The organism is Kitasatospora sp. NE20-6, from assembly GCF_045862635.1.
The window spans coordinates 131,504-152,053 of the sequence record NZ_BPRL01000003.1 but is presented as its reverse complement, the minus strand read 5'-3'; the positions used below and the strand labels follow the sequence as shown (position 1 = coordinate 152,053).

The 20,550-nt window shown below is 76.5% G+C and carries 13 protein-coding genes; 4 read left to right on the top strand and 9 right to left on the bottom strand.

Features of this window, described 5'->3' with window-relative positions:
- Positions 1–268 precede the first annotated feature (268 nt).
- The 9 genes from SNE206_RS02945 to SNE206_RS02905 form a co-directional block, all read right to left on the bottom strand.
- Positions 269–1,333: a hypothetical protein gene (locus SNE206_RS02945; protein ID WP_407911731.1), complete on the bottom strand. Its 1,065-nt coding sequence runs from the start codon at positions 1,331–1,333 to the stop codon at positions 269–271.
- Entirely contained in the window at positions 1,333–4,452 is a 3,120-nt protein-coding gene (locus tag SNE206_RS02940) for a hypothetical protein (RefSeq protein WP_407911730.1), read from the bottom strand. The genes SNE206_RS02945 and SNE206_RS02940 overlap by 1 nt, the downstream gene beginning before the upstream one ends.
- The gene (locus SNE206_RS02935; protein ID WP_407911729.1) at positions 4,449–7,007 is read right to left on the bottom strand and encodes a hypothetical protein; all 2,559 of its coding nucleotides are present in this window, start codon (positions 7,005–7,007) and stop codon (positions 4,449–4,451) included. Before SNE206_RS02935 ends, SNE206_RS02940 begins: the two co-directional genes overlap by 4 nt.
- An 86-nt stretch (positions 7,008–7,093) precedes the next feature.
- Positions 7,094–8,473 carry a DUF4407 domain-containing protein gene (locus SNE206_RS02930; RefSeq protein ID WP_407911728.1) on the bottom strand — a complete coding sequence of 460 codons (1,380 nt, stop codon included), beginning with the start codon at positions 8,471–8,473 and terminating at the stop codon, positions 7,094–7,096.
- Positions 8,474–8,531: 58 nt separating this feature from the next.
- A complete protein-coding gene (locus tag SNE206_RS02925) occupies positions 8,532–9,005 on the bottom strand; it encodes a hypothetical protein (protein WP_407911727.1) in 474 nt (157 codons plus the stop codon).
- A 129-nt stretch (positions 9,006–9,134) separates the two neighbouring features.
- Positions 9,135–9,953 (bottom strand): response regulator, encoded by an 819-nt coding sequence (locus SNE206_RS02920; protein ID WP_407911726.1) that lies wholly within the window; start codon positions 9,951–9,953, stop codon positions 9,135–9,137.
- A complete protein-coding gene (locus tag SNE206_RS02915) occupies positions 9,947–11,110 on the bottom strand; it encodes a sensor histidine kinase (RefSeq protein ID WP_407911725.1) in 1,164 nt (387 codons plus the stop codon). The genes SNE206_RS02920 and SNE206_RS02915 overlap by 7 nt, the downstream gene beginning before the upstream one ends.
- 303 nt (positions 11,111–11,413) lie before the next feature.
- Positions 11,414–12,730, bottom strand: a complete 1,317-nt coding sequence (locus SNE206_RS02910) for a cellulose-binding domain-containing protein (RefSeq protein WP_407911724.1) — start codon at positions 12,728–12,730, stop codon at positions 11,414–11,416.
- Between the two features lie 99 nt (positions 12,731–12,829).
- On the bottom strand, positions 12,830–15,307 hold the full coding sequence (locus SNE206_RS02905) for a glycoside hydrolase family 9 protein (protein WP_407911723.1): 2,478 nt from the start codon (positions 15,305–15,307) through the stop codon (positions 12,830–12,832).
- A gap of 291 nt (positions 15,308–15,598) precedes the next feature.
- Between SNE206_RS02905 and SNE206_RS02900 the strand changes: the two genes are divergently transcribed.
- The 4 genes from SNE206_RS02900 (at position 15,599) to SNE206_RS02885 (ending at position 20,424) form a co-directional block, all read left to right on the top strand.
- Positions 15,599–16,282 (top strand): TetR/AcrR family transcriptional regulator, encoded by a 684-nt coding sequence (locus SNE206_RS02900; protein ID WP_407911722.1) that lies wholly within the window; start codon positions 15,599–15,601, stop codon positions 16,280–16,282.
- Entirely contained in the window at positions 16,279–17,757 is a 1,479-nt protein-coding gene (locus SNE206_RS02895) for an MFS transporter (RefSeq protein WP_407911721.1), read from the top strand. The genes SNE206_RS02900 and SNE206_RS02895 overlap by 4 nt, the downstream gene beginning before the upstream one ends.
- Positions 17,758–18,004: 247 nt before the next feature.
- Complete coding sequence (locus tag SNE206_RS02890) at positions 18,005–18,274, top strand: hypothetical protein (protein WP_407911720.1); 270 nt, start codon at positions 18,005–18,007, stop codon at positions 18,272–18,274.
- A gap of 506 nt (positions 18,275–18,780) precedes the next feature.
- Positions 18,781–20,424 (top strand): lamin tail domain-containing protein, encoded by a 1,644-nt coding sequence (locus SNE206_RS02885; RefSeq protein ID WP_407911719.1) that lies wholly within the window; start codon positions 18,781–18,783, stop codon positions 20,422–20,424.
- The last annotated feature ends 126 nt before the right edge of the window (positions 20,425–20,550 follow it).

Sequence of the window (20,550 nt, the reverse complement as noted above, 5' to 3'; positions counted from 1 at the left end):
CCGGCCCGGATTCCGCACCGGGACGGCCGTACGGGCCGGCCGCCGGTGTCCGCCGCGGGCCCACCGATCGGGGACGCACGACTCCCCTGCGGCCGTGGCGACGGCCGGTCGCCCCGGGGCCCGGAGGCCGCCCCGGCAGCCGGATCCGTTCGAACACGGCGTCGAACTCCGGGCCGGGCGCGGAAGGCCGCCACCCCGCCGCGGGACGGCACCGCGGGACGGCGCCGCGGCCGGCCCCCGTCACCGGAGGCCGGCCGCAGGGCTCAGCTCAGTCCGGAGCCTGGGTGTAGACCACCCTGGCCCGGGCCAGCGGGGTACGGGCGCCGCCGCGGGTGTCGTCGACGGTCACCCACGCCCGGTAGGCCCAGATCACCACGTGCTCGGCGGAGTCCGGAGGCCGGGGCGGCTGCACCACGCAGTGCTCGGCGGCCAGGAGCCCGCGGTCCCGCACCGCCGTGTAGCTGCTGCCCGGCACCGGGATGCCGACGTGCAGCCGCCCGGTGCCCTCCGCCGCCGCCGACTGCTCGGCGAAGCCGCCGTCCAGCAGCTCCGTCCAGGCCGGGCAGGGGCCGGGGCCGACGACCAGCAGCCGTCCGTGGCCGTCGGCGGTGACCGGCACGAGCTCCCGCAGTCTGCGGTCCAGCAGGTTGAGCGCGAGCACCCGGTCGTCGTCGGTGACGGCCTCGCCGACCGCCGCCGCCGCGGTCAGGACGTCCCGCCGGTAGGCCGGCAGGTCCGCACCGGGGTCGAACCGGGACACCGGGCCGGGCCCCGGCCCGGCGGGGTCGATCCGGCCCAGCCCCCCGGCGTGCCGGGCGAGCGCGAGCAGGCCGCCCACCGCCCGGAGCAGCCCGGGCCGCCGGCCCGCGAGCAGTTCCTCCACCGCCGCGTCGGGCTGCTCGGCCCCCGCGGCGACGAGGTCGCCGTACTGCTCCCACGGCACCGTCCTCCCGGCCTTCCCCGGCTGCCGCGAGCCGGCCACCGCGGCCACCGCCGGCGACGGCGACACAGGCACGGGCACGGGCACGGGGGCCGCGGCCGGGACGACCGCCGGCGCGGGTGCGGGTTCCGGCACGGGGTCCGGAGCAGCCACGGCCGCGGGCACGGGGGCCGGTGCGGGCGCGCGCAGGGCCAGGGCGCGCCCGTCGACGTCGGCGAGCAGCCGGAGGACGTCGACGACCGCGGCGGCGGTGGCGGGTTCGGCCGGGCCGGTGGGGCCGGAGGCCAGGTCGTGGACGGCGGCGCGCAGCGCGTTCCAGGCCGCCGCGAGGCCGGGCCGGGCCGCGGGGTCGGCGAGGAGGCGGGCGAGGGACTGCCGGGGGTCGTCGGGCATCAGTGGTCTCCTGTGAAGGGGTCCCAGTCGTCGTTCCAGTCGGTGATGCCCGGGTCCATGGCGGTGCGCAGGACGTGGCCGGGCAGGCGCTCCATCTCGGCGAGCGTGCGGGCCGGGAGGTGGGCGGGGAAGCCGCGGTGCAGGCGGAGCCGTCCCCGGCCGTCGAGCAGCGCCCAGACCGGGACGGGCCCGACCGGGGTGTGCGGTGCGTCGGCCGTCAGGGGCACGGTGAGCGTGCCGAGCGCGACCGGTCCCTCGCCGGCGTCGGCCCAGAACTCGTAGGAGTCGGGCAGCAGGTGGTCGGGGCCGACGGTCGGCAGCGGCAGCGCGGAGACGGCCCCGGCGGCCTCCACCCCGCCCGGGGTGGCGAAACCGCGGCCGGCGGTGTTCGGCCCGTCGGTGACGAAGTCGTACGTCAGCGCGGAGCGGGCCGGGCTGGCGGGGAACACCTCGGCGGCCGGGCCGGGCTCGCCGGCCGGGCGCACGCCGATCCGCGGCACCCGGACGAGCCGCCCGTGCTCGAAGCAGCCCGCGAGGTCCGGCACCGCGGCGAGCTCCAGCGGACGGCTGTCGAGGTCGCCGCCGATCAGGTGCTGCGCCAGCTCCTCGGCGTGGAAGGGCTGGAGGCGGGGTCTGACGCCGTGCCGGTCGCCGCGGCAGAGCAGCAGGGACGGGATCAGCTCCTGGTCGAGCTCGATCTGGAACCAGACGTCGTCGGGCGGCGCGGCGGCGTCCGGGCTGCCGTGCGCGAGGTAGCGGTACCGGCCCCACTCCATCGAGCGGTCCCGGCCCATGATGCGGTGCAGGTCGACGGAGGGGATGAGCCGCTGCCAGCCGGTGCGGACGAAGTACCGGCCGGCCGCGTCGCAGCGGTCGATCGGGGTGCCCGCGGCGAGCAGCGGCATCGGCAGCCCGCGGTTGGTCGCGAGGCCGAACCCGCTGGGCAGGGTGAGCAGCAGGTTCTCCACCCGCATGTCGAGGCGGTCGACGCCCAGGCTGCGGTGCCGGTCGTTCTCCTCGCGGTAGTCGAGGGTGCCGCGGGCCCACGAGGCGCCGAGCACGGCCGCCTGCTTGGCGTACGGGCCGGCGGTGATCAGCTGGGCCGGATCCCAGGCGACGGGCCGCAGGCCGTCGCCGCGTCCGGACAGCTCGCGCACGAGCTGCCGCCCGATGATCCGGCGGACCTGCGGCATGCCGGTGGTGCGGCCCGAGAGCGCGATGAGGTCGATCCGGTCCTCGTACCCGCGGCCGAGGCACTGGCGGGCGAGGTCGGCGGCCATCCGGACGGCGGTGTCGACGACCGGCCGGACGATCGCCTCGAAGCCCTCCGCGGGCAGGGCGACGCTGCCCGGCAGCACCTCGACGTCCTTGCGCCACACGCACCCGGTGGGCAGCTCGGCGGCGAACAGCTTGCCGAACGCGCCGTCGTGCTCCCCCGCGAACCTGTCCTGCTTGGTGTACTCGGCGAGGTACCAGAGCGCCTCGAACTCGCGGGTGCTGCGCTGCGCCGGCCGCGGCCCGTCACCGGGATCGCCGCCGCGCGGGGTGTGCGTGGGCAGCAGGGTGCGCAGCGCCGCCCGGACGTGCGCGGGCACGGGATCGGGCCGGCGGGAGGCGAGCACCTGCGGGGCGAGGTCCGTCCAGGGCTCGGCGGCGGCCGCGGCGACGGCGGCGCTCAGGCCCTTCGCGGCCGCCGTGCCCTGCCGGGCGCGGGCCGCGGCCACCAGCGCGTCGGCGAGCGCGGCCTTCGCCCAGTGGAAGATCCGCAGGGTGATGAGGTCGCCGCCGAGCTGGGGGTGGCCGGTGCTGCCGAGCACCCGGGGGCGCAGCAGGTAGCGGCGGCCGGCGATGCGGACGCCCTCGTGGTCGTCGCCCTCCGCGGGCGCCTCCCGGCCGGTGTGGTCCTCCAGGTCGACGGCGAGCAGGGCGATGTCGGTGGTGCCCCCGCCGATGTCGAGCACCAGCATGACCTGCCGCCAGGTCGGCAGCTCGGCGCCGGGCAGCGGGGCCGCCCGGGAGCGGAACTCCGCGAGGCCGGCCTCCAGATCGCCGCCGAAGCCCTTGAGCAGGAAGTACAGCGCGGCCGCGGTGGCCTCGTCGAAGCGGATGTCGACGTCGTTCGCGCTGCGCAGTCCGAGCGCGTCGCGGACGAGGTGCTGGAGGCGGGTGCGGGCGGTGGGCGGCGTGCTGACCGGGTAGGTGACGACGGTCTGCTCGACCGGCAGCCCGGTGAGGGCCTTCTCCTCCTCGGTGGCGGTGCCGCGCTCGACGGCCTTCAGCAGCGAACGCTCGGCCCGCCGCTGGAGGTCGTGGTAGGCCTGCCCGACCAGGGTGTCGGTGTCGGCCCCCCAGCCGGCCGGCAGCGCGGCCCCGGAGAGCCCGGGGAACGGCTGCGGGCGCAGCAGCCAGCGCTTGAGGCCGGGCACCAGCAGGCGTCCGCCGGTCTCCGGCCCGGAGACCGCGCCCGCCCGGTCGACCAGGACGGACTTCCGGACGTCCTTCGGGTCGACGGCGAGCAGGCTGCGGATCTCCGGCCGGTCCCAGGTCTGGTTGACGGCCAGCAGCAGCATCCGGAGGCTGCGCAGGGCGTCCTCGGCGTAGGCGTCGTCGTGGATGCGGTGGATCCTCAGCGCCAGGTCGTCGCGCTGCTCGACGGCCTCCTCGACGGCCAGGGTGACGGCCTGCCGGAGGGCGGTGAGGCCGTCGGCGTCGGCCAGGCCGGTGCCCGGGACGCCGGTGCCCGTGGCGGGGTCGAGCAGCGCCGCGAGGGCGGCGGGGCCGGCGGGCGGGTCGGGCAGCCGCTCCTGGAGGCGGTTCTCCAGCAGCTCCCAGGTGCGCTCGACGATCGCCGGGCCCGCCGTGCCGAGGACGGGGTCGGTGAGCAGGGCGGCGAGCCCGGCGAGCAGCACGGACTCCTGCGCGGGGTCGACGGGGCGGCCGGTCAGCCGGCGGTTGGTGAACAGCGCGAGGGTCGAGGAGTAGGAGCCGAGGTCCATCGTGAGCGGGTGGAGCGCGCCGGCCCCGGACGGCCACGGCGCCCGGAGCGGCTCGCGGGCGGGGCCGGGCCCGGGGGCGTCCGGGGGCTCGGGGGCGGGGGGCGGCTGGCGGTCGTCGGTCATCGGGGGTCCTCCTCTTCCGGGCCTGGGGCGGGCCATGACGGGTCGTCGAGCAGGGCGGCGAGGTCGGCGGCGGGATCCGGTCCCCCGGCGCCGGGACCGGCCGGGCCGTGCGCGGAGGTCATCCGGTCCAGTTCGGCGGCGCTCGGCAGGACGGCCTCGATCTGGGCCAGCCGCCGGGTCAGGTCGGCGGTGAGCGCGGCGAGCAGGCCGTGCAGGCGCCGGCAGGCGTCGTGGTGGAGCCCGCGGACGAGGTCGCGGCGGAGCCTGAGCAGGCGCTCCAGGTCGGTGCGGACGAGCTCCTCGGCGGTCTGGGCGGCGAGCCGCGGCGCGAGGACGGGATGCCACGGCAGGGCCTGGGCGGGTGCCAGCGGGTAGCGGGGCTGCTGGGCGGCGCCGGGCGGGCGGGCCGCGATCCGGGCCATCCGGTCGGCGGCGAGGCCGGGGTCGACGAGCCGGGAGATCAGCCGGAGGCGGTGCTCGGCGGAGGCGGGCGGCTCCACGGCGGCGAACCGCGCCGCGAGCAGCCGCCGGTCGGCGGCGAACCGTTCGGCGGCCCGGGCGAGGGCGCCGCCGGGGATGTGCGCGGCCCGGCCCCAGGCGGTGAGGGCCTCGTCGAGGAGCTCGCGCGTCGCGGTGTCGAGGGTGGCGACGGCGTCGTCGTAGAGTCCGCGGACGTCCTCCGTGGTGAGGGCGGGACGCGGGGGCTCGGCGACCGCTCCGGCGGGCCCGTCCCAGCCGTCGTCGTCCTCGCCGTCCCAGCCGCCGTACGGGCCGGGCGCGGCCTGCTGCCCGGCGGACCCGACGACGATGCGGCCCCCGGCGGCGTGACGCAGGGTGTCCGTCCAGATCTCCGCGCGGTGCACCTCGCGGGCCGCCCGGTCGAGGAGTTCCTCCTCCAGGGTGCTGCCGGCCCCGGTGCGGGTCTGGGCGAGCAGCGGGAGGGCGTCGAGGCGGTGGCCGAGGTCGGTGGCGGCCGCGCGCAGCGCCGTGCGCAGGGCGGTCAGGGCGGCGCGCTCCTCGGGGGCGGCCGTGGGAGCGGTGGCCGCGGGGGCGACGAGCCGGGCGACGTCGGCCAGGGCGGTGTGCAGGGCCCGTGCGGCGGCGCGGAGTTCGCCCTGCCAGACGCGCAGGCCGTCGCCGCGCATGTGGGTGCCGATGAGGGTGCGCAGCCCGTCCACGCCGCCGTCCTCGCAGTAGCGGCCGAGGGCGGCCGTCACGGGGTGGTGCGGGTCGCCGAGGGCGAGCTGCCGCCGGACGGCGTCCCAGGCGTCGAGGTTCTCGGCGGCGCGGCGCTGGTCGGCGGCGCTGGTCTCGCCCCAGGGCGCCTGCTTGCGGACGGCGGTCGCGGCGAGCGCCGACGTCAGGGCGACCCGGTCGTGGCGGTGGCGGGTGAGCAGGCCGGCGGTGCGGTGCAGGGCGGCGAAGGTCTCGTGCACCGGCGAGGCGGCGTACTCGGCGACCGTGGCGGGGACGGGGTGCGGCAGCGGCACGAGGTCGAAGCGGTTGGCGGCGACCAGCACCGAGTCGGCGAGACCGGTCCGCAGGAAGCGCCCCTGCTCCAGCATGCTGTGGAAGGCCGCGACGTGGTCGTTGGCGGCGCGCTCGGCCTGCAGCACGATCAGGACGGCACTCGCCCGGGGCAGTTCGCGTTCCACGAGGAACCGGTCGCGGCGGGAGCCGGAGTCGAGCCCCGGGAAGTCGGCGAGCTCGACGGTGAGGCCGCCGAGGTCCCAGACGTCCTGCGGGAGGCGCACGTCGAGGGTGATCTGGCGGATCAGCGGGAAGGTGTCGCGCAGCCCGGCGGCGTCGAGGGCGGCGTCCGGCGGGAGCGGCAGCACCGGGCGGGGCGGCGGCACCTCGCGCGGGAGGGAGCGGCTGTCGCCGATCTCGACGGCGGCGCGCAGCAGCCCGGCGCTGATCGCGACCGGCGGCCCGAGCGGGGTGCGGGGCAGCAGGTGGGCGCCGACGGCGAGCGCGTCGCGCAGCTGGAGCAGCTCGTGGCCCCACTGCCGGAGTTCGATGTTGTCGGAGTGCCAGACCTGGCGGCAGAACGCCTCGACCGGCGCCCAGTCGGAGCGGGCCGGGTCGGCGAGGTCGACCGGCCGGTGGCCGTCGAGGGCGGAGACGTCGTACCCGAGGCCGCGGCGGCGCACGGAGTCCACGATGCCGTCCAGGACGAAACCGGCGAGGTCCGCGACGGCCTCCGCGGAGAGGTACGACACCGAGACCGCCCCGAGCCCCGGGGCGCCGCCGGGCGGGGCGGGGTGCAGGCGCAGCACGGTGAGGTTGCCGGTGGTCTGCACCTTGGAGACGGCGAGCAGGCCGGGGAGGCGGGTGAGCAGGCAGAGCAGGAGGGTCTTGCCCGCGGCGTAGCTGCCCGCGAGGGCGAGCGACGGGTGGCGCTGTGCGGCGGCGTGCAGCAGCCGGGCGGCGGCCCGGGCGCGGGCCTCGGCGCGCTGCCGCTGCGGGCCGCCGGGCGGAAGGGCGATCAGCGCGGCGAGGGCGCGCTCGGCCAGGCTGCGGAGCGCGGCCCTCTCCTCGTGGTACTGGTCCATGGGCTCCCCTCGGGACGGGTGCGGCTGGGCACGGCAGGTGGGGCACGGCGGTTGCGGCGGGACGGGCGGGCGCGGCGCCGTACGGGTCAGGGCCCGGGGCGGCCGAGGTGGTCGGTGCGGTGCTCGCGGAAGCGCTCGTCGCGGGCCCGGGCGAGGTCGGCGGCGAGGCGGGTGCGGCGCAGCTTCTGGTCGACCGCGAGGTCGATCGCGTGGACGGCGGCCGCGAACTCGACGCGGTCGGCGTAGCGGACGAGTTCGGCCTGCTCGCGGCGGCGCCGGTGGTGCAGGGTCTTCCCGCCGAGCGCCTTGAGGACGAGCGGCAGGACGTCGACGAGGAGGAGGAGCCCGCGGATCAGCCAGGGCAGCCAGCGCACCGTGGGGTCGTGCCGGTTCTCCTGGCGGAAGGTCCGCAGGGCGTGCTCGCGGGCCAGCCAGCCGTCCGCGCCGGCCTTCGCGGGGGTGGCGGCCTCGACGGCGCGGTACTCGGGCGAGCCGGGGGTGCGCAGGGCGGTGACGGTGGCCTGGTCGGCGCGGTTCTTCGCCCGGAGGTCGGCGTTGTCGCGGTCGCGCCGCTCCGCGGCGGCCTGCCGGTCGGCGAGGGCGGCCGTGACCTTCCGGCGCTCGGCCTCGGCGAGCGCGCCGTAGCCGGGGCGGCCGGGGTTGTTGATCTCCTGGTAGTAACGGGTGTTGGCGTCGGTGTAGGTGCGGGCGGCGGCGTCGGCGAGCGCGTCGTTGTCGGCCATCTGCTGCTCGCGCCGGGCGACGGCGTCCTGCAGGGCGGCGGCGGAGGCGTCGACCTTGCCGGCGATCTCGGCGCGGTGGGCGGTGCCGGCGTCGCGGGCGAGCACCTGGCGGATCTCCGGCTCGAAGACGACCAGGCAGACCGACTCGCCGACGAGGACGGCGACGAGGAGGGCGAGCGCGATGCGCAGCGGGTAGGTGATCCAGGAGTTGAGCCGTCCGCGCCCGGTGCGGGAGGGCGGCACCGGGTGGTCGGCGGCGGCGCCGGCGGCGGCCGCGGTGACGAGGTCGGCGCGGCGGTCGACGCCGCTCAGGTCGCCGTAGTCGGTCTCGGCGAGGACGGCCCGGTCGATGCAGAAGACCAGGACGCCCCAGGCGAGCGCGACGGGCACCGTCCACGGCCGCTGCCCGCCGGCGATCAGTGTCATCAGCACGGCGGCGGAGGCCGCGGCCATCGACGCCACCAGCACCATGAGGGTGCCGACGGCGGCGGCCCGGGTCCGCTCGGACCGGGTGAGCAGGTGGCCGGGGTCGGTGGCGGCGGCCCAGCGCAGGAAGCGGGTGCCGGCGCGGGGCGGCCGGGCCTCCGGTTCGGCGCCGCGCACCTCGGCCCAGGCGCCGTCGTCCGCGGTTCCGGCGGCCGTCGCTGCGGCGGGCCGGGTGCGCGCGCGCCGGCGGCCGGCCCCCGCGGCGGGGTCGCCGGGGGCGAAGGCGTCCGCTGACATGTGGTCCTCCCCTCCACGCTGTGGCGGTCCCAGTGTGGGAGGCGGGGGCGGGCCGGCGTCAGTCCTCCTTTGGGGGAGGCAGAGGGCCTCCGAAGGGTGCGGCGGCGGCGCGTTCGGCGGCCCGGCGGGCGAGTTCGGCCAGGGCGGTGCCCACCGGCGGGCCGTCCTGCCCGGGGGTGCAGACCAGTCGGGCGACGACGAGGCCGGCGAGCAGCACGCGGGCGCCGGCGGTGCCGGGGGCGCCGAGCTCCCGGCGGATCCGGTCGACGGCGCGGCGCGCCTGCCCGGGGCGGGCGAAGAGCCACCGCAGGTCGTCGACCCGGTGCAGGTCCGCGTCGCCGGGAGCCGCCCAGACGGCGGCGCCGGCCGCGACGACGCCGGTGAGCGGCGGCGAGAGGGCGGGCGGGCGACGGTCCCCGGGGGCGCAGATCCGGTGCAGCGGCGGGGGCACGTCGTCCCGGTCGAGGAACAGCGCGAGGAACTCCCCCGGCGCCGGGGCGGGTTGTCGGGCGCGCAGGCTCCACGGCGCCACGGCCTTCCTCCTCCCGTCCCGGAACGGGCGCCGATCGTCCCGCACCGCCGGCCGGGGCGGGAAGTCCCCGTTTCGGGGAGGGCGCCGCGGGGCCCGGGTCGGTCCGGCCACGGGCCGCGGGCCGGGGGGTCAGCCGCCGGTGCGGTGCCCGTCGAGCTCCTCGGCCCAGCGGCGGGCGGCCTCGCGGGGGGTGATCGAGGGGAGGACGCCGGTGCGGGTCTGCACGTACTTGTCGCGGATGCTCTCCAGGTGGGTCTTGAGGGTGGACTCGCCGATGTGGAGCTCGGCGGCGGCGTCCCGGGAGCGGCTGCCGCGGCGGCCGACCAGCTCGATGATCTGGTACTCGCGGGCGGACGGCAGGACCATCCGGCGGCGGCGCCGTCCGGCGTCGAGGATCCGGGTGAGCAGGGCGCTGCCGCCGCCCGGGGGGAGTCCTGCGCGGCGCTCGTACTCGTCGAGGGCGTCGCCCTGGGCGAGGGCGCGGAGCAGATCCGTCTCGGGGCGGCCGATCTCCTGCCGGGCGAGGGGGCGCAGGCCGCTGTCGCGGAGCAGCCGGCCGGCCAGGGCCGGGTCGATCCAGTGGCCGCCGTTGGCGACGGTCGTGACGGCACGGCAGAAGACCTGCGGGTCCTCCGACTTGGGGACGAAGCCGCGGGCCCCGGCGGCGAGCGAGTCGAGCTGGGCGTCGGCGGTGGCCAGGTGGGAGAAGGCGATGACCAGGCAGCCGAGCGAAGCGACGAACTCGACGGCGTCGCGGCCCTGCCGGCAGTCGGCGGGGAATTCGAGGTCGCACAGCACGACGTCGGGCCGCAGGGCGCCGAGCTCCTCGGTGCTGCCGACGGCGGCGAGCTGGCGGAAGCCCGCGGCGCTGAACGAGGTGAGCAGGCCGGTGCGGAAGGCGGGGTGGTCGTCCACCACGCCGAGACTGATCCGGGCCGGGGTCAGCATGCGCGCTCCTCCGTCTCCCCGCCCGCCGGGCGGTCCCACTCCCACAGGATCTTGGTGCCCCGGCCGGGCCGGGAGTCGAGGGTGACCCGGCCGCCGTGGTGCTCGATGGTGCGCAGGCTCCGGCCGAGGCCGCCGCCGGCCCGGACGGCCGCGGGGTCGAAGCCCCGGCCGCGGTCCTGGACGCTGACGACGAGGCCGTCCGGTCCGGACTCGGCGAACAGCACGACCGCCTGGCCGTCCCGTCCGGCGTGCGCGACGGCGTTGTTGAGGGCCTCGACGACCGCGCCCTCCAGGGCGTTGACGATGTCGGGCGGCGGCTCGTCGACCACGATGACGGTCTCGACGACGATCATGCCGCGGAGGGTGAACTGCTCGACCACCCCGCGCAGGGCGGCCTCCAGGCCGTGCGTCTCGCCGGAGCGCGGGTCCTCCAGCCACCGTCGGGCGCGCGCCACCGTCCAGCGGGCCCAGTGCACCTCGGCCTCGCCGACCTCGCGGCCGGACGCCATGTGGTTGACGACGGGCAGCATGATGTCGTGGATGGCGCTGTGCAGCTGGTCGCGGTGGCGGGCGTCCCGGTCGCGCTGCTGCTGGTCGGCGCTGTCCCGGCGGCGCTTCTCGGTCTCCTCCTGGGCCTCGGTGGTGGCGTCGGCGAGGTGGCGCCAGGTCGCGGCGACACGGCGGCCGACGGCGTACCAGAGCGCGAAGCCGAGGAGGTCGGAGGCGAGTTTCAGCCGGGCGTCGGGCAGGACGGCGAGCGTCCAGGACGCCATCAGCGCGGCGACGGCGGCCAGGCCGAGCGGGCGGCCGACCCGGGAGATCCCGATGACGGCGGCCGCGCCGAGGCTGAAGGGCACGAGCTCGGTCATGACGACGTTGCGGAGCTCCGGTGCCGCGGCCCGCGAGCCCGCGTACATCAGCAGCACGCAGAACGCGGCGTCGACGAGCACGGTGCGGCGGTCGAGCGGGCCGGGGGCGGCGGCGGCCCGGCGGTCGAACCAGAGGGCCTCGCCGATCGCGGCGGCCGCGGCGGCGGCCGCGACCCAGGGGTGGGCGAGCTGGGCCCAGCCCAGCAGCGGCAGCAGCATGAAGGCCGAGGTGCCGACGCGGATCAGGCGCATCATGCGCTTGATCCGGTCCTCGGTGCCGTCGGTCACGGTGCCTCGGTCACGCACCGGGAGCACCCACGACGCCGTCCAACCACCGCGCAAGCCGCCCCCAGCGTCCAGCTTCCTCCCGGGCGACCAGCATGGCACAGAACCTGATCGCAAGGCGGGATCCGGACGACAACTCCCGTGCACGAAAGTCAAGTTGACGGTGTACGCGCGGGAATCGGAAGGCCTGTACGGTCGGATCCGGGCGGACCCGGACCACATCCCGACCAGGTCCGGTCGGACCCGGTCGGGACCGGTCGGGCGCGGCCCGGACCGCGGTTGCGCACGGAAGTCGGGCGGCGGCCGTCAGCAGGCGATCGGGGACGCCCCGAGCGCCACGTCGTCGAACCAGAGGGTGTCGTCACCGACGCCGTAGCTCTCCCAGCCGAGCCGGAAGGTCGTCGGACGCGGCGCGGTGGAGCGCACCAGCCACTGGTTGTCGACGTCCTGGGTCGGCACGGTGTCCAGGTGGAGGCCGGGCACCTCGACGTCGTCCAGGTAGGTCCGCATGGCCTGCTGGGTGGTGTCGATCTGGAAGCGCAGGCAGATCCAGCGGCCGGTGGGCAGCGCCGCGCTCTGCGCGACACCCGCCGGGCTCTGCACGGGCAGGGTGGCGTCGTCGGACTCGCGGTTCCACTGGAGGGCGCCGTTCTGGCCGCCGATCCGGAGGTCCTTCCCGCCGTCGCGCGCGTCCGCGAAGGTGAGGGAGGTGACGTGGGCGGCGGGCAGGGCGGTGGTGTGCCGCACCCGCATCCGGGCGTACACGACGGGGCCGACCGCGGAGACGTCCTTCGTGGTGCCGACGAAGACGTGGTTGCAGTAGCCCGCCCTGCCGTCGATCCGCAGCGAGCGGGTGCCGCTGTAGGCGACGGCGGTGTCGATGGCGGCGGTGCCGGTGCCGGAGCAGTTGGGGGTGACGGTCTGCCAGTCGCCGGCGGGAGCGCTGCCGGTCTGGTCCTCGAAGCCGGAGCAGACCACCGCGCTGCCGCAGCCGGGGACGGGCGGCGTCGGGCTGGTGCTCGGCGAGGGACTGCCGGACGGACTGCCCGACGGGCTCGCGGAGGAGCTCGGCGAAGGGCTCGGGGACGCACTGCCGGACGGGCTCGGGGACGCACTGGCGGACGGGCTCGGGGACGCACTGGCGGACGGGCTCGGGCTCGGGCTCGGCGAGGCGCTCGTGCCGCCGTTGCACGGCGTGCCGTTGAGCGCGAAGCCGGACGGTGCCGGGGCGGCGGCCGCCCAGGTGCCCTGGACGCCGAACTCCGTGGCGGCGCCGGTGGCGAGACTGCCGTTCCAGGCGGCGTTCACGGCGGTGACGGCCGTGCCGGTCTGCGTGACGGTGGCGTTCCACGCGGAGGTGACGTGCTCGTCGCCGCCGTACGTCCAGGTGAGGCGCCAGGACGTCAGCTGCGGGCCGAGGTTGGTGACCTTGACGGCGGCGGTGTAGCCGCCGGTCCAGCGGTTGGCGGTGTAATCGACGCGGCAGCCGGGGCTGTCGGCGGCCGAGGCGGCGGGCAGCGGCAGCAGGGCCGCGGCGGTGGCGGCCAGGGCAGCGGCGGCGGCGCCCGCGGTGGTGCGCAGGCGGCGTAAGGCGGGGGTGGCGGGGGTGGCGGTGCGGGGCATGGTGGTGCGTCCTTTCGCAGGCCGGGGTGGGGGCCGTGCGGGGCACCCGGGCTTCCGGGTGCCCCGCACGGGTTCAGCTGCGATCAGCCGGGCGCGCGGTCAGCTGCAGGCGGCTCCGTTGACCGTGAACTGGGTGGGCAGGGTGTTGCTGCCGGAGTACGTGCCCTGGAAGCCGAAGCTCGCGGTGCCGCCGGGTGCCAGGGTGCCGTTCCAGCCGGCGTCCTTGGCGGTGACCGCGGCGCCGGACTGGGTGACGGTGGCGTTCCAGGCGTTGGTGATCGCCTGGTTGCCCGGGTAGGTCCACTTCAGGGTCCAGCCGGCGATCTGGGCGGTGCCGGTGTTCTTGACCGTGACCGTGGCGGTGAAGCCGTTGCCCCAGGCGTTGTCGACCTTGTAGGCGACGTTGCAGACCCCCGCGGGCGGTGCGGTGTCGTCGTCGGCCTCGGTGGCGGTGAAGGCCGCGGCCTCCACCCCGGTGCCGCCCGCGGAGAACGCGGCCGTGCCGTTGGCGGTGTCCGCGTCCTGCGCGGCGGAGACGGTCACCTGCTGGGCGGTGGCCCAGTTGGCGGGGGTGAAGACGAGGCTCGCACCGGCGGTGACGGCGAGGTCGGTGTCACCGGAGGTGCGGGCGACGGCGACGGTGACGTTCTGCGCGGGGGCGGACGACAGCTTCACCGCGACGGTGGCGGAGGAGCCCTCGGCGACGGTGACGGCCGCCGGGGCGGCCTGCACCTTCGGGGTCACGGGCTGCGGGGTGTCCTTGCGCTCCGCGGCGAAGGCGGCGAGCCAGGCCAGCGGCGCGTTCCAGTTGATCGCGACCTCGTTCGTGGAGTACGAGCCGATGTCGTCGATGTAGCACTTGGCGGGGGCGCAGCCGGCCAGCTGGGCGGTCGCGATCGGGTCCTGGAGACCGGAGTTGGGGCCTCCGGCGAAGGAGCCGGCGGGCGGGTGCGGCAGCGAGGCGTCGTTCTGGTGGGCCCAGAAGCGGTGGTGCTCGTTCTCCGAGGCGTGCTCGCCGTAGCCGGTGACGTACGACTGGTTGAGCGCGTTGCGGCCCAGCAGGTAGTCGAGCGACTCCAGCGCGCCGGTGCGGTAGCGCTGCTGGCCGGTCAGCTCGTACGCCACGGCGATGATCATCGCGTTGTTGGCGACGGAGCTGTTGGAGCCCCAGACGTAGCCGTCGGAGGCGATCGGCACGGCGTAGCCCTGGCCCGCCATGGTGGTGAGGTAGCCGTCGGCGGCGGTGGTCAGCTGGCCGCGGAGCCGGGTGACGTCGTCGGCGGGCAGCGCGACGCCGGGCACGGTCGCCAGGGTGATCTTGCCGAGGGTCGCGGTGCCGCCCCACCAGGCGCCGTCCGCGGGTGCGGTGTGCACGGCGGAGGAGGTCACGGCGTCGCGGTACTGCGTCTCGCCGGTGGTGGCGAGGAGTTCGGCGGCGGCCCAGTAGAACTCGTCGGTGACCTGGTTGTCCTCGTACGCGCCGCCGCCGGTGCTGTCGGTGGCGGGGGCGAGGACGTTCGGGTTGGCCTTGGCGGCCGTCCAGGCACGGCGGGCCGCGTCGAGGCAGCGGGCGGCGAACGCCGCGTCGTACGGCGCGTAGACGCGGGCGCACTGCGCGGCCGAGGCGGCCAGGTTGAGCGTGGCGGCGGTCGACGGCTTGTGCAGCTCGCGCTGCTGGCTGTCGAGTTCGGGGCGGGTGGGCAGGCCGGTCCACTGCGCGTCGTGGATCTTGTGGAAGGCCATGCCGGCGAGCGGCTTGCCGGTCGGCACCTGCATCCGCATCAGGAAGTCGAGCTCCCAGCGGGCCTCGTCGAGCACGTCGGGCGTGCCGTTGCCGCGCTCGGGCACCTTGAGCGTGGAGTCGCCGACCCCGGCGTCGCCGCCCGCCCGGTGGGCCCGCTCGAAGGAGTTGACGAGCTGCCAGGTGGCGATGCCGCCGTTGACGACGTACTTGCCCTGGTCGCCGGCGTCGTACCAGCCGCCGCGGACGTCGAGGCTGTAGTCGCAGACCCCTGCCTGACAGGGCACGCTGGTGTCGCCCTTGTTGGGGGCGACGCCGAGGTGGCCGGCGGGCCGGGCGTAGGCGGAGCCGGCCAGGGCCGCGTCGATGGCGATGCCGCTGCGCTGCTGGTAGAAGAACTGCATGCTGTCGGCCCGCAGGCCGTCGTAGAGCGCCGCGGAGATGTCGAACGGGTAGCTCGTCTGGCCGTCGACGACCAGGGTGAAGCCGGTGCCGGTGCCGGTCCAGGCACTGAAGTCGGCGAGGTGCGTCGCGTCGCCGGAGGCCGCGTCGGCGCCGCGGACGGTGGTGGTGCCGGAGGCGACGGCCGTGCCGGCGGCGTTGCGCAGCTGCCAGGCGAGGGGCGCGGTGGCGGAGCTGACGACGGTGGCGCGCTTGGGGCCGTCGGGCAGGTAGCCGAGCTGGTTGACGCGCACGGTCGAGCCGGCGGCCGTCACGGCCGCCGGGGCGGCGGCGGCGTCCACGGGGACGGCGGCGAGCCCGGTGGCGGCGAGGGCGGCGCCGGCCAGGGCGGCGGCCGCCCTTCGTGTCAGGGAGCGGGTGGTGAGAGGAGGCACGGGTGGGGCCTTCCGAGGTGGGGGGTGGGAAGCCGGGAGCTGTGGGAGCGCTCCCAGAGGTATGAAGCCAGCGCCGCCGAGAGCACGTCAAGAGGCATGCACGGATTGGCACTTCCGCGACACCCCGCGGGAGCGCTCCCCTCGCGCAGTCGCCGCACGGTCGCCGCGCGGCCGCCGCACGGGCACGCAAGCGGGCAATCCGGGGCAGCCCGGACGGGCCCCGCCGGGCCCGGCACCGACCCTCCGCGGCCAGAGTAGACAGTGTCTACTCGGGGCTGGTAGACAGCCTGCATGACCGAGGACGACACCGGGCTCCGCGCCCGTCTGGTGCAGGTCGGCGTCGACCTGCTCGCCGCCGAGGGGATGCAGGCGCTCACCCTCCGGGAGATCGCGCGCCGGGCCGGGGTCTCCCACGGCGCACCCCGGCGGTACTTCCCCACCCATCTGGAGCTGCTGTCCGCCATCGCGCGGCGCGGCTTCGCCGACCTCGCCGCCCGGGCCGCCACCGCCGCCACCCCCGGCGCGGACGGCCCGGACGGCACCCCCGGCGCGGACGGCCCGGACGGCCCGGACGGCGGCGGGCCGCCGTCCGACCCCCGCGCCCGTCTCCTCGCGCTCGGCCGGACCTACCTCGACTTCGCCCGCACCGAGCCCGGCATGTTCGACCTGATGTTCCGGCACGACCTGCTGGAGAGCAACGCCCTCGGCCTCCGCGACACCAGCCTGCCGCTGTTCGGCCTCCTCACCGGCCTGATCGCCGCCGTCCGGCCCGCACCGCCCTCCGGGGCCGCGCCCCGGGTCGCCGCCGGCGCCCTCTGGGCCAACCTGCACGGCATCGCCCAGCTCCGCGCCTGGGGGAGCCTCGCGCTCGCCACCGGCAGCGACGACGTCGAACCCCTGCTGCGCGCCGCCCTCGACGCCCACCTCGGCCCGGAGCCGGGAACCCGCACGCCCGCCCGGGGGGAGCGGCCGTGACCACCACCTGGAGGCAGCGCCTCACCCTCACCTGCAGCATCACCGGCGCCGTCACGGTCGCCGTCGACGGCACGGTGCTGACCGTCGCCCAGCCCGCCCTGCGGCACGACCTGCACGCCTCGCTCGGCGCGGTCCAGTGGACGAGCACCGGCTACCTGATCACCGTGGCGAGCCTGCTCGTCCTCTCCGGCCGGATCGGCGACCGGTACGGCCACCGCCGCGTCTTCGCCCTCGGCATGCTGGGCTTCGCCGGCGCGTCCGCCGGCATCGGGCTCGCGCCCGGCGTCGGCAGCGTGATCGGCCTCCGGATCCTCCAGGGCGCCTTCGGCGCGCTGCTGCAGCCCGCCACCCTCGGCATGCTGCGCGCCGCCTACCCGGCCGACCGGCTCGCCATGCCCATCGCCCTGCGCACCAGCGCCATCGGCCTCGCCGCCGCGGCAGGCCCGCTGGTCGGCGGCGCGCTGACCACGCACCTGGGCTGGCGGTCGGTATTCTTCCTCAGTGCCGTCCCGGCCCTCCTGGTCGGCGTGCCGGCCCTCGCCCTGCGTGACGGCCGGGCCGCCCCGGCACTCCGCCCCGGACGCCCGGCCGGCCTCGACCTGCCCGGCGCGGCCCTGCTCGGCATCGCGCTCGCCTGCCTGGTGCACACCCTCGTCCGGCTCCCCGGGACCGGCCCGACGCCCGCGGTCGTGGCCGGCTGCGCCGTCGCCGCGACGGCCGGGGCCGCCTTCGTCCGCCACGAGCGGCGCACGCCGCGCCCCCTCCTGCCCGCGCGGCTCCTCACCTCGGCGCCGGTCGTGTGCGCCCTCGCGGTGCTGGTCACCGCATCGGCCGCGCTGTTCGGCACCCTCTTCGTCAGCACCTACTACCTGCAGGACGTCCTCGGGCTCGACCCCTTCGGCAGCAGCCTGCGCGCGCTGCCGCTCGCCGCGGCCATGGTGCTCGGCGCACCCGTCGCCGCCACCCTGCTGCGCCGCCACGGCCCCCGCCGCACGGCCGGCACGGCGGCGGTCCTCCTCGCCCTCGGCGTCCTGGTGCTCTCCCGGCTGGGCCGGGCCCCCGCCGAGGCCGCGATCGGCGGCGGATTCCTGCTGCTCGGCGCGGGGTTCGTCACGGTGATGGTGACGGGCACGGCCGTCGTCGTACGCTCCGGCCCCGCGGAGGACGCCGGCGTGGCGGGCGGCCTGCAGCAGACCGCGCTCAACATCGGTCCGGCCCTGGGCGTCGCCGCGGCGGCGGCGCTGCCCGCGCTCACCACGGACCGGACGGGCCTCCCGGCGATGGCGCCCACCCTGACGGTGCTGGCGGCCGTCGCCGCGGCCGGCGCCCTGGCCGCGCTCGGCCTGCCCGGCCGCACACCACCGCACGGCGCGCCCCCGCCGGGCGCGACGGCGATCACCACCGGCAGCAGCACCGCAGGACCGCGGAACGCCGGGACGGCCGCCTCCGTCGGCGGGAGACACGACGGCTCGTAGCCGGTGACCCGGGCCGGGCCGGGCGCAGCACGCCCCGGGTGCCGGGCCCGGCTGCAGCGGGCCTGGTCGGCGGTGCGGTCGCCGGGAGCGTGCCCGTCCTCCTGTCGGGTGCTGCCCTCGCGGTGGCGACGGCCGGGGCGGCGGTCTCCCGGGCACTGTCCCGGCGCGCACGGCGGGCCCGGGAGCCGCGGTGCACCGCGCTGGCGGTCGTCGAGAGCCGGCAGGCCCTGAACGCGACGGCGGGGACGTGCCGGTCGCGTTCGTGCTGGGCGTCGCCCCGGACAAGGGGCCGGCGTTCCGGGTGCGGATCCGGCAGTACGTCAACCTCGCCGACCTCGCGGACCACCCGGTCGGCCGCACGGTGGTCGTCACCTACCCGCGGCCACGGCCGTGGGACGCGCGGATCGTCACCGGGCCCTCCCCCGGGTGGGCGCAGCGGGCGGCGGACGGCGCGGTCGATGCGGTGCCGGAGTCCGCGACGGTCGAGGACCCCGCTCTCGGCTCGTCCTGCCTGTGACTGCGATCGATGGCTTGCGAATGCGAGCTGTGGTTTGCGAGCGGCGGTCCGGGCGCCGGTCGAGTCACGTCGAGCAGTGGTCGTGTGCGGTTCCGGCAGCGCCGAGGTGTATGGCCGTGGTGCTGTTGACGGGTGGTTTCTTCGGCTGGGGCCCTGTCCACCCTTCCTGGTCGACGTCGGGTCGAGGCCCCTGGGGGGAGAGGTCGCGGGGAGCGCCGCTCAACAGCTGGGCCTTGTACGGGGTACGGCGCCGCTCCCGATGCCCGGCGCACCATGCGCAACGCGCGTAGAAATGCCATGCGGAGGAAACCTTGCGGTCCCCCGCGTGCAACCCGGCTCGCCTAGAACTGCCCTGCCGCCACGGCGTGTTCCCCACATCCCCGGTGCGGTGCTCCGCGAACCGTCCGCAACCGCTCGCGAAAGGCACCCTCATGTCACCTCGTCACATACCTGGCAGGCGCCCCCGCCGCACCGCCGCGCTCGGCACCGCTTGCCTGGCCGCCGCCATGACGCTGGCAACGCTCACCACCGCCCCCGCGGCGCATGCCGCAGCCTCGGTCCCGTCGCAGGGATCGCCGACACAGCTCGACGTCGGCAACTGGAACGTCGAGTGGTTCGGTGCGCCGGACTTCGGCCCGACCGACGAGGCGCTTCAGCAGCAGAACGTCCGCGACGTCATGGCGGGCGCCGACATGGACGTGTGGGGCCTCTCCGAGGTCGTCAGCACCTCGGCGTTCGACACACTCGTGGCCGGCATGCCCGGGTACACCGGGGTCGTGGCCAACGACCCGATCGTGACGAACGGCGCGCAGTACTACTCGGACTTCAGCAACACCGAGCAGAAGGTCGCCCTCGTCTGGCGCTCCGGCATCGCCACCCTGGTGAGCGCGAAGGTCATCCTGACCAACCAGAACAGCAACTTCGCCGGCCGCCCGCCGGTGGAGTTCACGCTGCGCGGCACGTTCGACGGTGTCACCCGCGACCTCGTCTTCATCGTCCTGCACGCGAAGTCCGGGTCCACCCAGGATGCGTGGAACCTGCGCAACCCCGCGTCGCAGGCCCTCAAGTCCTACCTCGACACGACCTACCCCACACAGAACGTCTTCGTCATCGGCGACTGGAACGACGACGTCGACACCTCCATCACCCCCGAGAAGGCTTCGCCCTACGCCAACTTCGTGAACGACGCGGCGCGCTACACGTTCCCGACGCGGGCCCTGTCGCTGGCGGGCGTGGCGTCGACGGCCGGCTACCCGGACTTCATCGACCACCAGCTCACCACCAACGAGGTGCAGGCGAAGTACGTCGCCGGCTCGGCAACCGCCTTCCAGCCCCAGGCCTACATCCCGAACTACGCGGCGACGACGAGCGACCACTACCCGGTGTTCGCCCGCTACAACTTCGTCATCGGCGGTGGCGGCGCGAACCAGCAGCCCACGGCGTCGTACACGCACTCCTGCACCGCTCTCACCTGCACCTTCACCGATGGCAGCACCGACTCCGACGGCACCGTCGTGAGCCGCAGCTGGAACCTCGGCAACGGCCAGACCTCGACGGCGACGAACCCGACCGTGACCTACGCATCGGCCGGAACCTACGCGGTCTCACTGACCGTGACGGACAACGGCGGAGCCACCCACACCACGACCCAGAACGTCACCGTCACCGCCGGCGGCGGCGGACCCGCCAACGTCATCATCAACGAGGTGCTGGCCAACGAACCGGGTAGCAGCACCGTCGGCGAGGCCGTCGAGATCGTGAACACCGGTGGCACGGCCATCAGCATCGCCGGCTGGACCGTCTCCGACGGGACGGCAGTGCGGCACACGTTCGCGGCCGGTACGACGCTGCAGCCCGGCAAGGCGATCACCGTGTTCGGCGGGGCCTCCGCGATCCCCGCCGGCATCGTCGCGGTGGCAGCCAGCACCGGCGGCCTCAACCTGTCCAACAGCGGCGACCAGGTCATCCTGCGGGATTCGGCCGGAGCGACGGTCCAGTCGATGAGCTACACCTCAAGCCAGGCGAACTCCGACGGGGTATCCGTCAACCGAAGCCCTGACGGCTCGGCGACCGGCGGCTGGGTCAAGCACAACACCATCAGCCCACTGTCCAGCTCGCCCGGCCGGCGCGCCGACGGAACGGCGTACTGAGTCAACCGATCCTGGAACCCGCAGTCGAACGGAGTTCATGGTCGGGTGATCCTCCGGCCGCGCTTGAAGGCAGGGCCTCCTGGTAGCTCTGGGGTGCGACCCCGATCCGGGAGGTTCCCGGAGGCC

Excerpts from the sequence above, each read along its gene's own strand:
- SNE206_RS02945 (WP_407911731.1), bottom strand. The coding sequence starts at position 1,333 with ATGCCCGACGACCCCCGGCAGTCCCTCGCCCGCCTCCTCGCCGACCCC.
- SNE206_RS02940 (WP_407911730.1), bottom strand. The coding sequence starts at position 4,452 with ATGACCGACGACCGCCAGCCGCCCCCCGCCCCCGAGCCCCCGGACGCC.
- SNE206_RS02935 (WP_407911729.1), bottom strand. The coding sequence starts at position 7,007 with ATGGACCAGTACCACGAGGAGAGGGCCGCGCTCCGCAGCCTGGCCGAG.
- SNE206_RS02930 (WP_407911728.1), bottom strand. The coding sequence starts at position 8,473 with ATGTCAGCGGACGCCTTCGCCCCCGGCGACCCCGCCGCGGGGGCCGGC.
- SNE206_RS02920 (WP_407911726.1), bottom strand. The coding sequence starts at position 9,953 with ATGCTGACCCCGGCCCGGATCAGTCTCGGCGTGGTGGACGACCACCCC.
- SNE206_RS02910 (WP_407911724.1), bottom strand. The coding sequence starts at position 12,730 with ATGCCCCGCACCGCCACCCCCGCCACCCCCGCCTTACGCCGCCTGCGC.
- SNE206_RS02900 (WP_407911722.1), top strand. The coding sequence starts at position 15,599 with ATGACCGAGGACGACACCGGGCTCCGCGCCCGTCTGGTGCAGGTCGGC.
- SNE206_RS02885 (WP_407911719.1), top strand. The coding sequence starts at position 18,781 with ATGACGCTGGCAACGCTCACCACCGCCCCCGCGGCGCATGCCGCAGCC.